Origin of the sequence: Pseudomonas sp. MBLB4123, from assembly GCF_051904775.1 — a bacterium.
In the GTDB taxonomy this organism is placed as follows: domain Bacteria; phylum Pseudomonadota; class Gammaproteobacteria; order Pseudomonadales; family Pseudomonadaceae; genus Aquipseudomonas; species Aquipseudomonas benzenivorans_B.
In genome coordinates this window covers 76,216-88,251 of record NZ_CP196711.1, presented here as the reverse complement: position 1 = coordinate 88,251, position 12,036 = coordinate 76,216, and the positions used below count along the sequence as shown (strand labels likewise).

The following is a 12,036-nucleotide window of genomic DNA, read 5'->3' as shown; positions in this document are numbered from 1 at the left end:
GGCGACCGGGAGGGCGTCATGCAGGCCGAACAGCCGCTGCCGGAAGACGTGCGCCGGGCACTGCGCGCCGGCCAGCGGGCGAGGGCCATCGCCCTGCTGCGCGCGCACCGGACCATCGGCGCCGAGGAGGCCGAAGCCCAGATCGACCGCTACCTGGAAGACAACCCGCCGATTCCCCTGCGCGGGCCCGGCGTGGTGGCCTCCAGCAAGCTGAACGCCCTGATCTGGCTGATCCTGATCCTGCTGATGGGCCTGGCCTACCTGCTGCTGGTCGACTGACGCGAAGCCCCCCCCCCACAGCTAGAGCCGGCGACTGAACAGCAGCAGGACTACCCCCAGCAGCAGACTCAGCAACAGCCAGAACACCAGGCCGTGGCGGTGACGGGGCGAATGACTCGTCACGAACAGCTCGGGATGCACCTGCAGAAAGGCCTCCACCTCCTGTTTCGCTTCGCGCAGATCGAGCCCGCGCGCCTCTCGCAAGCGCTTGATCGCCTCGATCTTGCGCCCCCGCCGCAATGCCTCCAGCACCTCGGGCGGCAGCTCATCGCGTCGTCGATTCATGGCCCGCCTCGCACCCTCGTGGCTACATCCTGAGCCTAGCCGGCCATGCCGGCCTCTGCCGCTCGCGGGGGCAGAAACGCAACAGCCCGGCGCCGCCAGAGGCGACACCGGGCTGCGTCGAGCCAGGCCCGGGCCTAGAGCGGCTTGCCGCGATTGCCGTGCTGGGCGACGAAGCCCTGAATGGTCTTCAGGTCGTTGGCCAGCACGGTGCAGCGCTCCTCGCGCTGGAACAGGTCGGCCAGGTGCGGTGGCAGGGCCGGAACCGCGTCGATGCCGGCCTTCTCCACCGCCTCGGGGAACTTGACCGGATGCGCGGTGCCCAGGGTGACCATCGGCACCGCCAGGCTGCGCCGGCACTCGCGCGCCGCGCGCACGCCGATCGCGGTGTGCGGGTCGAGCAGCTCGCCGCACTCGGCGTACACCTCGGCGATGGTCTGGCAGGTCTGCGCATCGTCCACCGCCAGGGAGTCGAACAGCTTGCGCGCCTCGGTCCAGCGGTCTTCCTCGACGCTGAAACCGCCGCCCTGCCTGAAGGTGTCCATCAGGCCGGCGATGGCGGCGCCGTTGCGGCCGTGCAGGTCGAACAGCAGGCGCTCGAAGTTCGAGGAGACCATGATGTCCATGGACGGCGACAGGGTCGGGTGCAGGGTGTCCTTCACATACTGGTTGCCGCTCATGAAGCGGTGCAGGATGTCGTTGCGGTTGGTCGCCACGACCAGCTGACTGATCGGCAGGCCCATGTTGCGCGCCAGGTAGCCGGCGAAGATGTCCCCGAAGTTGCCGGTCGGCACCGAGAAGGCCACCGAGCGGGCCGGCCCGCCGAGCTGCAGGGCGGCATGGAAGTAGTAGACGATCTGGGCCATGATCCGCGCCCAGTTGATCGAGTTGACCGCCACCAGGCGGGTGCCCTTGAGAAAGCCCTGGTCGGCGAAGCTGGCCTTGACCATCTCCTGGCAGTCGTCGAAGTTGCCTTCCACGGCGATGTTGTGGATGTTCTCGCCGAGGATGGTGGTCATCTGCCGGCGCTGCACCTCGGACACCCGGTTATGCGGGTGCATGATGAAGATGTCGACGTGCTCGCAGGCCTTGCAGCCCTCGATGGCGGCCGAGCCGGTATCCCCCGAGGTCGCACCCATGATCACCACGCGCTCGCCGCGCTTGGAGAGCACGTGGTCGAGCAAGCGGCCGAGCAGCTGCAGGGCGAAGTCCTTGAACGCCAGGGTCGGGCCGTGGAACAGCTCCAACACCCACTCGTTGCCGTTGAGCTGGCGCAGCGGCGCCACGGCGTTGTGGGCGAACACGCCGTAGGTTTCCTCGAGAATCCTCTTGAAATCGGCATCGCCGATGCTGCCGGCGACGAACGGGCGCATCACCCGGAAGGCCAGCTCGTGGTAGGGCAGGCCGGCCCAGGAGGCGATCTCCTCCTGGGTGAAGCGCGGCAGGTTCTCCGGCACGTAGAGGCCGCCGTCGCTGGCCAGGCCGGCCAGCAGGACGTCTTCGAAGTTGAGGGCCGGGGCCTGGCCGCGGGTACTGATATAACGCATGACTTTCTTACCTCAGACCAGTTGCTCGACACGGATGCGCACGACGCTGCCGACCACGTCGTCCAGCGCCTCCAGGGCGGCGATCGCCTCGTCGATGCGCGCCTCGACCACCCGATGGGTGACCAGGATCATCGGCACCAGGCCGTCGTGCTCCTCGACTTCCTTCTGCATGATCGACTCGATGTTGATGCCGCGCGCCGAGAGGATGCTCGCCACCTGGGCCAGCACGCCCGGATGGTCCTTGGCCTGAATGCGCAGGTAGTAGGCGCTCTCGCAGGCATCGATCGCCAGGATCGGATGATCGGACAGCGAATCCGGCTGGAACGCCAAGTGCGGCACGCGGTTGGTCGGGTCGGTGGTCAGGGCGCGGACCACGTCGACCAGGTCGGCCACCACCGAGGAGGCGGTCGGTTCCATGCCGGCGCCGGCGCCGTAGAACAGGGTCGAGCCTGCCGCATCGCCGTTGACCATGACCGCGTTCATCACGCCGTTGACGTTGGCGATCAGGCGATCGGCCGGGATCAGGGTCGGATGCACGCGCAGCTCGATGCCGGCCGCGGTGCTGCGCGCCACGCCCAGGTGCTTGATGCGGTAGCCCAGGGCCTCGGCGTAGCCCACGTCGGCGGTGGTCAGCCGGGTGATGCCCTCGGTGTAGGCCTTGTCGAACTGCAGCGGGATGCCGAAGGCGATGGAGGCGAGGATGGTCAGTTTGTGCGCGGCATCGATGCCTTCGACGTCGAAGGTCGGGTCGGCCTCGGCGTAGCCCAGGGCCTGAGCCTCCTTGAGCACGTCCTCGAAGGCCCGGCCCTTCTCGCGCATCTCGCTGAGGATGAAGTTGCCGGTGCCGTTGATGATGCCGGCCAGCCAGTTGATGCGGTTGCCGGCCAGGCCCTCGCGGATCGCCTTGATCACCGGGATGCCGCCGGCCACGGCCGCCTCGAAGGCGACGATCACGCCCTTCTCGCGGGCCTTGGCGAAGATCTCGTTGCCATGCACGGCGATCAGCGCCTTGTTCGCGGTGACCACGTGCTTGCCGTTGTCGATGGCCTTGAGCACCAGCTCACGGGCCAGGGTATAGCCGCCGATCAGCTCGATGACGACCTCGATCTCGGGGTTGTCGACCAGTTCGAAAACATCCTGGGTCATGCTGATGCCGGTCGTGTCGTACTGAGGCTTGGGCGAGCGAATGGCGATCTGGGCAATTTCAATACCGCGACCGGCGCGACGCGCGATTTCCTCGGCGTTGCGCTTGAGAACATTCAAGGTGCCGCCGCCGACGGTGCCCAACCCACAGATGCCTACTTTGACCGGTTTCACACTGAACTCCCCATCTGCACTGCATAAAACGGCCGGGGCGAGCCCCGGCCGTCGAAAGAGCCGCACCTTACGAAGCGGCCGTTTATTAGTCAATCGGCCACAGGCCCGGAACTACTTGGCCTCCAGCGCCTGCTGGGCCAGCTGCGGCGCCGGCTGGTAGCCCGGGATCAGCTTGCCGTTGGCCAGGACGATGGCCGGCGTGCCGTTGACGCCGATCATCTGCCCCAGGGCGTACTGCTGAGCCACCGGGTTGTCGCACTGGGCCTCGGGCACATCCTGGCGCGCCTTGGCCAGGTCCATCGCCGCCTTGCGGTCCTTGGCGCACCAGACGCTGACCAGCTCCTTGTACGCCGCGCCCTGCAGACCCTGGCGCGGGAAGGCGAGATAGCGCACCTCGACGCCGAGGCGGTTGAGCTCCGGCACCTCGCTGTGCAGCTTCTGGCAGTAGCCGCAGTCGGTGTCGGTGAACACGGTGATATGAGACTTGGGCGCCTCGGGTGCGAACACCACCATCTCCTTGGATGGTATGCCATTGATCTGCTGGGCGATGGCGCGACTTTCCTGCTCTTCGGTCAGGTTGGTCACCTGACCGTCCTTGAACTGATAGAGGTAGCCCTGCAGGACAAACTGGCCGTCGGCGCTGGCATAGAGCTGACGACCGCCCTTGAGCTGGACCTGATACAGCCCCGGCATCGGGCTCTCGGCGATGGCCTCGATCGGCATTTCGGGCTGGATCGACAGCAGATTCTGACGGATCGCCTGGTCGGGCTCCGCGGCCAGGCTAAGGGTGCTGGCCAGGGCAAGGGCCACAGCCGCAGTGATGCGGGTCAGACGCATGGAAACTCCTGTCAAGCGACGATCAAACGAAGGTCGGCACAGCCTACCATAGAAGCCCCGAAAGGCAGACGGCGACAGCCCGACGGCCATCTCAGCCGCGCGGGTGGTGCGTGGCGTGCAGCGCCTGCAAGCGCGCCTGGGCGATATGGGTATAGATCTGCGTGGTCGACAGGTCGCTGTGCCCCAGCAGCATCTGCACCACGCGCAGGTCGGCGCCGTGGTTGAGCAGATGGGTGGCGAAGGCGTGGCGCAGGGTGTGCGGCGACAGCGCCGCCGCGATACCGGCGACCCGGGCCTGGAGCTTGATGCGGTGCCAGAAGGTCTGCCGGGTCATCTGCTCGCCGCGCAGGCTGGGGAACAGCACATCGCTCGGCTTGCCGCCGAGCAGCAGCGGCCGCGCCTCCTTGCCGTAGCGCTCGATCCAGGCGATCGCCTCCTCCCCCAGGGGCACCAGGCGCTCCTTGCTGCCCTTGCCGAAGACCCGCAGCACCCCCTGGCGCAGGTTGACCTGCTCCAGGGTCAGGCCGACCAGTTCGCTGACCCGCAGGCCGCAGGCATAGAGCACCTCGAGCATCGCACGGTCGCGCAGGCCGAGCGGGTCGTCCAGTTCGGGGGCCGCCAGCAGCGCCTCGACGTCGGCCTCGGAGAGGGACTTGGGCAGGGGTCGGCCTAGCTGGGGCAGGTCCACCTGCAGGGTCGGATCGATGGCGACCACCCCCTCGCGCAAGAGGAAGCGATAGAGGCCGCGCGCGGCGGAGAGGAAGCGCGCGGTGGAACGCGCCTTGTAACCCTCGTTCAGACGCCAGGCCAAGTGATCGAGCACGGCTTCGCGCCCAACCCGTTCCAGCAACAGTCCTCGCGCCTCCAGCCAGCCATTGAAGTGCGCCAGGTCGCTGCGGTAGGCCGCCCGGGTGTGCTCGGACAAGCCTTTTTCCAACCAGAGGGCCTCGAGGAAGCGGTCGATCAGCGGGTGGTCTATGGCGGGCATGGAAGAGAGCTATGGCAGTGCCTGAAAGCACGCTAGTCTTTCACAGCCTGGGCAAGTACGACCAGCGCCTCGCACTCAAGGACCCTCGATGAACGAACAGCAAATTCTCTTCGCCTTCGCCACCATTGGCGCCTCCGCCCTCGCCTGCCAGTGGCTGGCCTGGCGCCTGCGCCTGCCGGCCATCCTGTTCCTGCTGATCTGCGGCATCCTCGCCGGACCGGTACTGGGCTGGCTCGATCCCCAGGCGCTGTTCGGCTCCCTGCTGTTCCCCATGGTATCGATGGCGGTGGCGCTGATCCTGTTCGAGGGCAGCCTGACCCTGCACCTGTCCGAGTGGCGCGAGATCGGCACCGTGGTCCGGCGCATGGTCACGGTGGGCGCCCTGGCCACCTGGGCGGTGATCGCCGCCGCCACCCACTACCTGCTCGGCTTCACCTGGGAGATGGCCCTGCTGTTCGGCACCCTGACCCTGGTCACCGGCCCCACGGTGATAGTGCCCATGCTGCGCGTGGTGCGGCCCAAGGCTTCGGTGGCCAATATCCTGCGCTGGGAAGGCATCGTCATCGACCCGATCGGCGCACTGCTGGCCGTGGTGGTGTTCAGCTTCATCATCGCCAGCGGCGAAGGCGAAGGCTGGAGTCAAAGCCTGACCACCTTCGCCGGCGTGATCCTCTGCGGCAGCCTGTTCGGCGTCGCCGGCGGCTGGACCCTGGGCCAGGTGCTACGGCGCCAGTGGCTGCCGGATTACCTGCACAACCTCGCCGTGCTGGCCACAGTGCTCGGCGTGTTCATCGCCTCCAACGTGGCGATGCACGAGTCCGGCCTGCTCGCGGTGACCCTGATGGGCATGTGGCTGGCCAACATGAAGGGCGTGGACGTGCGCCACATCCTGCACTTCAAGGAGAACCTCAGCGTGCTACTGATCTCCGGCCTGTTCATCCTGCTCGCCGCGCGTCTCGACCTCGGCGCCCTGCTGGCCCTGGGGCCGGCGGTGCTGGTTCTGCTGGCGGTGATTCAGTTCGTCGCCCGCCCGCTGAACGTGGCCCTGTCCACCTACGGCTCCAACCTGAACTGGCGCGAACGCGCCCTGCTCGCCTGGATCTCCCCGCGCGGCATCGTCGCCGCGGCGGTCTCGGCGATCTTCGCCATCCGCCTGAGCGAAACCGGCCACGCCGGCGCCGAACTGCTGGTACCGCTGACCTTCGCCGTGATCATCGGCACCGTGGTGCTGCAGAGCGCCACCGCCCGCCCCCTGGCCAGCCTGCTCAAGGTCGCCGAACCGGCCCCCAGCGGTTTTCTCATCGTCGGCGCCAACCCGGTGGCGCGGACCATCGGCAAGGCCCTGCAACAACTGGGCTGCCGCGTACTGCTGACCGATTCGAGCTGGGAGAACATTCGCGCCGCGCGCATGGACAACCTACCGACCTACTTCGGCAACCCCGCCTCCCAGCATGCCGAGGCGCACCTCGACCTGGTCGGCATCGGTCACCTGCTGGCGCTGTCGCCGGCCGGCGAGCTGAACACCCTGGCGAGCATGCGCTTCCGCCACGAATTCGGTCACTCCCGCCTGTTCAGCCTGGCCAGCGGCCAGGAAAGCCGGCGCAGCGACAAACACCGCGCCAGCGACGAACACCGCGGCCGCCCCCTGGGCAACCAGGCACTGACCTATCCCCATGCAGCCAGTCGCCTGGCCCAGGGCGCCGAGCTGTACAGCACAACCCTGACCGACAGCTTCACCTGGAGCGAATACCAGGCCCTGCACGGCTCACGCGCCACGCTGCTGTTCGTCCGCGACCGCGAAGGCTGGGTGCACGTAGTCACGCCACAGAGCAACCTGCAACCGCAGAGTGGCTGGACCCTGGTGGCCCTGATCGAGCCCCAGCCGGTGGGCAGCGAGAGCGCCGAACTGGAAAGCCTGCAGACCTCATAAACGCCAAAGTCCCTGGTCGCCGGCGCCGACCAGGGACCTATCCCGCGCCGCGGCGCGCAAGCCCAGGCGAAGCCCCTTGCATCCTCACGTCCTCAGACCACCCGCCGCACCGGCATGAGCCGGCCAATCAGAACGCCACCACACCACCGCCAAGACGCTCGCCGCTCCCGACGCAGCGACGCCGGGAGAACGGGAAAACGGGAAAACGGGAAAACGGGAAAACGGGAAAACGGGAAAACGGGAAAACGGGAAAACGGGAAAACGGGAAAACGGGAAAACAATGCACCGCACCACCACTTGCTCACCCCGGAAACGAAAAAAGCAGCCCGAGGGCTGCTTTTTTCTGCAGGGAAGCGCGCCTTAGGCGAGCTTTTCCTTGATGCGCGCGGCCTTGCCGGACAGGTCGCGCAGGTAGTACAGCTTGGCCTTGCGCACGTCACCGCGACGCTTGACAGCCAGGCTGTCGACCAGCGGGCTGTAGGTCTGGAAAGTACGCTCGACACCGACACCGCTGGAGATCTTGCGCACGGTGAAGGCGCTGTTCAGGCCACGGTTGCGCTTGGCGATGACGACGCCTTCGAAGGCCTGCAGACGCTGACGGTCGCCTTCCTTCACCTTGACCTGAACGACCACGGTGTCGCCTGGGGCGAAGGCCGGGATCTCTTTGTTCATCTGCTCGGCTTCGAGCTGCTGGATAATCTTGTTAGTCATGCTGCGCTCCTAAGACAGACCTCGTCTGCCATCGATACCTTAACTATCGTCCCGCTGGCGGATGTATTCCTCCAGCAGCTTCTTCTCTTCTCCAGAAAGCGAGCGGCTATCCAGAAGATCGACACGGCGCTCCCAGGTCCGTCCAAGGGACTGCTGCAAACGCCAGCGCCGGATGTGTTCATGGTTGCCACTAAGCAACACCTCGGGAACACGTTTATCCGCATACACCTCCGGGCGGGTGTAGTGCGGGCAGTCGAGCAGGCCATCCGTAAAGGAGTCCTCCTCGGCCGAGTCCGCATGACCTAGTGCACCAGGCAAGAGGCGCGTTACCGCATCGATCAGCACCATGGCCGGAAGCTCACCGCCGGACAGGACGTAATCGCCGATCGACCATTCTTCATCGACATGCGCCTCGATAAAGCGCTCGTCGATGCCTTCGTAGCGTCCGGCGATGAGGATCAGTGCCTCCTCCTTCGCCAGCTCGCGTACCGCTGACTGGGTCAGCTGACGACCTTGCGGCGAGAGGTAAATCACCTTCGCCTCGCCCCCCGCGGCCTGCTTCGCACCCTGCAAAGCATCCTCGAGCGGCTTGATCTTCATCACCATACCCGGACCGCCACCGAAAGGCCGATCATCCACCGTGTGGTGACGGTCTGTGGTGTAGCTCCGCGGATTCCAACAGGTCAGCTGCAACAGCCCCTGCTTCACCGCACGGCTAGTGATGCCGTATTCGCCGATGGCGGCAAACATCTCCGGGAACAACGTAATGACTTCGACGCGCAAGCTCGGCATGGCGTTCAGAAGTCCGCATCCCAGTCCACCCGCATCTCGCCGGCAGCCAGGTCGATCGACAGCACACATTGCCCGGTATAGGGCAGCAGGCGTTCGCGATCATCCAGACTGCCCGGGCTGGGCTTGACCACCATCACATCGTTGGCACCGGTCTCGAACAGGTGGTCGATCTTGCCGAGCAACTGCCCCGCCTGATCGATGACGCTGAGACCTTCCAACTGATACCAGTAGAACTCGCCTTCGCTCAGTTCCGGCAACTCGCTACGGGCCACGCAAATCTCGAAACCGGCGTAGCTACGCGCCACTTCGCGATCGTCGAGCCCCTTGAGCTTCGCTACCAGGACCTTGCCCTGCAGGCGGCCACTGGCCAATTCGACCCGCTTTACCTCGTTATCGCGCCTGAGCGTCCAACGACGGTAGTCGAGCACGTTATCCACGGGATCGGTAAAGGAGTACACCTTCACCTCCCCTCGCACGCCATGCACCGAAACGATCTTGCCGAGTACAACCAGATCCTCGGCAGGTGCCGGCGTCGTGCTCATAGGGAGTGCTTAGGCTGCGGCCTTAGCAGCTTCCTTCAGCAGCTGAGCAACACGCTCAGACGGCTGCGCGCCCTGGCTCAGCCAGTAGTTGGCACGCTCTTGATTCACGGACAGCTTCACTTCGGCACCCGAGGCAATCGGGTTGAAGAAGCCGATGCGCTCAACGAAGCGACCATCGCGCGCATTGCGGCTGTTGGTCACGGTCAGGTGGTAGAAGGGGCGCTTTTTGGAGCCGCCACGAGCAAGACGGATGGTTACCATTGAACTTCGTTCCTGTAGTCGGTGCTGCAAAACTGAAATGCACGCATAGGGCACTAGGCCCGAAAGGCCGCATATTCTAAGGATTATCCGGCTTTTTGCAAATCTCTTTTTGGGTCCGCCGGTCGCGGCCACGAGCAAGACCCCAGCCACGGGGCGCGAGACGCGCACCGCGCCCTCTACGCCACGCTTCGCGGAGGCGGGCCTGGGTCAAATCTTCGGCAGACCGCCGCCGGGGAACATGCCGCCCATCCCCCGCATCATCTTGGCCATGCCGCCCTTGGCGGTGAACTTCTTCATCATCTTCTGCATCTGCTTGTGCTGCTTGATCAGCCGGCCGATGTCCTGCACCTGGGTACCGGAACCCAGGGCGATGCGGCGCTTGCGCGACCCGCTGATGATCTCGGGGTCGCGACGCTCGGCAGGGGTCATGGAGTTGATGATCGCCTCCATCTGCTTGAACTGCTTTTCCGCTGCGCCCTGGGCATTGCCCATCTGCGCCAGGTTGACGCCCCCCATCTGCGGCAGCTTGTCCATCAGGCCGCCGAGACCGCCCATGTTCTTCATCTGCTGCAACTGGTCGCGGAAGTCTTCCAGGTCGAAACCCTTGCCCTTCTTCAGCTTCTTGGTGAGTTTCTCGGCCTTCTCGCGGTCGAGGGTCTGCTCGGCCTGCTCGATCAGGCTGAGCACGTCGCCCATGCCGAGGATGCGCGAGGCGATCCGCTCGGGGTGGAAGGGCTCGAGGGCCTCGCTCTTCTCGCCCATGCCGATGAACTTGATCGGCTTGCCGGTGACGTGGCGCACCGACAGGGCCGCACCGCCGCGGGCATCGCCATCGACCTTGGTCAGCACCACGCCGGTCAGCGGCAGCGCATCGGCGAAGGCCTTGGCGGTATTGGCGGCGTCCTGACCGGTCATGGCGTCGACCACGAACAGCGTTTCGGCAGGCTTGATCGCGCCGTGCAGGACCTGGATCTCGGCCATCATCTCGGCGTCGATGGCCAGACGACCGGCGGTATCGACTATCACCACGTCGATGAACTTGAGCTTGGCCTCGCGGATCGCCGCCTCGGCGATCGCCACCGGCTTCTGGCTGATGTCCGAGGGGAAGAAGGTCACGCCGATATGGGCGGCCAGGGTCTCCAGCTGCTTGATCGCCGCCGGGCGATAGACGTCCGCGGAGACCACCAGCACGCTCTTCTTCTTGCGTTCCTTGAGGAAGCGCGCCAGCTTGCCGACCGTGGTGGTCTTACCGGCGCCCTGCAGGCCCGCCATCAGCACCACCGCCGGCGGCGCGACACTCAGGGCGAGGTCCTCGTTGGCCGCGCCCATCAGCTCTTCCAGCTCGGCGCGGACGATCTTCACGAAGGCCTGGCCCGGCGTCAGGCTCTTCGACACCTCGGTGCCGACCGCCCGTTCCTTGACCTTGCCCACGAAGTCCTTGACCACCGGCAGCGCGACGTCGGCTTCGAGCAGGGCCATGCGCACTTCGCGCAGGGTGTCTTTGATGTTGTCCTCGGTCAGCTTGGCTTTGCCAGTGACGTTTCGCAGGGTCTGCGAGAGGCGGTCGGTAAGATTTTCGAACATGCGCGTTCCTTTCGGGTTCTTCTGAACCGAGGCTGAGCTTGCGGCAGGCGGCGGATTATAGCGAAGAGTCCGGGGCGCCGACACCGCCAGCGGTCTTTCGTGGGCCGCCGGTTGTATGCCACACTCAGCGCCTTTCGGGCCTGCCCAACAAGGACTTATGCACCCTCTGCTGCCCAGCCTCGCAGCCGCCTGCCTGTACGCCGGCGCCACTGCCTACCAGAGCCTTCGACTCACGCGGCGCGTCGCGCCGGACAAACGCCTGCTGGCCCTGCTCGGCGCGCTCGCCCTGCTCTTTCACGGCGCCAGCCTGTTCGCGCAGATGAGCCACAGCGCCGGCCTGGCCCTGGACTTCTTCAATGCCGCCAGCCTGATCGCCTTCGCGGTGATCCTGCTGAGCCTGCTGGCCTGCCTGCGCATGCCGGTGGAAAATCTGCTGCTGCTGCTCTTTCCCCTGGGATGCCTGACGGTATTGCTGGCGCAGCTGATGCCCAACGGTACCCTGCGACCGATCAACGAGGAACCGGGCATCCTCGCCCACATCCTGCTGTCGATCATCGCCTACGGCATCCTGACCATCGCCGTGTTTCAGTCCCTGCTGCTGTTGCTGCAGGACTACCAGCTCAAGCACAAGCACCCGTCCGGCCTGATCAAGAGCTTCCCGCCGCTGCAGACCATGGAAAGCCTGCTGTTCGGCTTCCTCTGGGCCGGCTGGATACTGCTCTCGCTGTCGCTGCTGTCCGGCGCGCTGTTTCTCGACGACCTGTTCGCCCAGCACCTGGCGCACAAGACCATCCTCTCCAGCTTCGCCTGGGTGGTGTTCGCCGTGCTGCTGTGGGGCCGCCATCAGCTCGGCTGGCGCGGCCACAAGGCCATCCGCTGGACCCTGGCGGGCTTCTGCCTGCTGATGCTGGCGTATTTCGGCAGCAAGCTGGTCCGCGAATTCATCCTGCATATCTAGGCCCTGCC

The 12,036-nt window shown here is 65.7% G+C and carries 13 protein-coding genes; 3 read left to right on the top strand and 10 right to left on the bottom strand.

From position 1 onward, the window contains the following. The first annotated feature begins 18 nt into the window (after positions 1-18). A complete protein-coding gene (locus ACSX1C_RS00440) occupies positions 19-279 on the top strand; it encodes a hypothetical protein (RefSeq protein WP_439887759.1) in 261 nt (86 codons plus the stop codon). Between the two features lie 21 nt (positions 280-300). Here ACSX1C_RS00440 and ACSX1C_RS00435 read toward each other — a convergent pair whose 3' ends face one another. The 5 genes from ACSX1C_RS00435 to xerD form a co-directional block, all read right to left on the bottom strand. Continuing rightward, positions 301-564, bottom strand: coding sequence for a hypothetical protein (locus ACSX1C_RS00435; RefSeq protein ID WP_439887758.1), 264 nt, complete (start codon positions 562-564; stop codon positions 301-303). A gap of 134 nt (positions 565-698) precedes the next feature. Continuing rightward, on the bottom strand, positions 699-2,108 hold the full coding sequence (thrC, locus tag ACSX1C_RS00430) for a threonine synthase (RefSeq protein ID WP_439887757.1): 1,410 nt from the start codon (positions 2,106-2,108) through the stop codon (positions 699-701). 12 nt (positions 2,109-2,120) lie between these two features. Further along, positions 2,121-3,425 (bottom strand): homoserine dehydrogenase, encoded by a 1,305-nt coding sequence (locus tag ACSX1C_RS00425; RefSeq protein WP_439887756.1) that lies wholly within the window; start codon positions 3,423-3,425, stop codon positions 2,121-2,123. A gap of 111 nt (positions 3,426-3,536) precedes the next feature. Continuing rightward, complete coding sequence (locus ACSX1C_RS00420) at positions 3,537-4,262, bottom strand: DsbC family protein (RefSeq protein ID WP_439887755.1); 726 nt, start codon at positions 4,260-4,262, stop codon at positions 3,537-3,539. Positions 4,263-4,353: 91 nt separating this feature from the next. Further along, a complete protein-coding gene (xerD, locus tag ACSX1C_RS00415) occupies positions 4,354-5,250 on the bottom strand; it encodes a site-specific tyrosine recombinase XerD (RefSeq protein WP_439887754.1) in 897 nt (298 codons plus the stop codon). An 88-nt stretch (positions 5,251-5,338) separates the two neighbouring features. Here xerD and ACSX1C_RS00410 point away from each other — a divergent pair, with 88 nt between their 5' ends. Then, on the top strand, positions 5,339-7,180 hold the full coding sequence (locus ACSX1C_RS00410; RefSeq protein WP_439887753.1) for a cation:proton antiporter: 1,842 nt from the start codon (positions 5,339-5,341) through the stop codon (positions 7,178-7,180). A 360-nt stretch (positions 7,181-7,540) separates the two neighbouring features. On the opposite strand, the gene rplS is transcribed toward ACSX1C_RS00410, so the two are convergent. The 5 genes from rplS to ffh form a co-directional block, all read right to left on the bottom strand. Further along, entirely contained in the window at positions 7,541-7,891 is a 351-nt protein-coding gene (gene rplS / locus ACSX1C_RS00405; RefSeq protein WP_318642975.1) for a 50S ribosomal protein L19, read from the bottom strand. Positions 7,892-7,930: 39 nt separating this feature from the next. Continuing rightward, on the bottom strand, positions 7,931-8,683 hold the full coding sequence (gene trmD, locus ACSX1C_RS00400) for a tRNA (guanosine(37)-N1)-methyltransferase TrmD (RefSeq protein WP_439887752.1): 753 nt from the start codon (positions 8,681-8,683) through the stop codon (positions 7,931-7,933). 5 nt (positions 8,684-8,688) lie between these two features. Further along, positions 8,689-9,225: a ribosome maturation factor RimM gene (gene rimM, locus ACSX1C_RS00395; RefSeq protein ID WP_439887751.1), complete on the bottom strand. Its 537-nt coding sequence runs from the start codon at positions 9,223-9,225 to the stop codon at positions 8,689-8,691. Positions 9,226-9,234: 9 nt separating this feature from the next. After that, complete coding sequence (gene rpsP, locus ACSX1C_RS00390) at positions 9,235-9,486, bottom strand: 30S ribosomal protein S16 (protein ID WP_318642978.1); 252 nt, start codon at positions 9,484-9,486, stop codon at positions 9,235-9,237. A gap of 207 nt (positions 9,487-9,693) precedes the next feature. Further along, on the bottom strand, positions 9,694-11,070 hold the full coding sequence (ffh, locus tag ACSX1C_RS00385; RefSeq protein WP_439887750.1) for a signal recognition particle protein: 1,377 nt from the start codon (positions 11,068-11,070) through the stop codon (positions 9,694-9,696). A gap of 157 nt (positions 11,071-11,227) precedes the next feature. On the opposite strand from ffh, the gene ACSX1C_RS00380 reads away from it, so the two are divergent. Further along, positions 11,228-12,028 carry a cytochrome C assembly family protein gene (locus ACSX1C_RS00380; RefSeq protein WP_439887749.1) on the top strand — a complete coding sequence of 267 codons (801 nt, stop codon included), beginning with the start codon at positions 11,228-11,230 and terminating at the stop codon, positions 12,026-12,028. Positions 12,029-12,036: the final 8 nt, after the last annotated feature.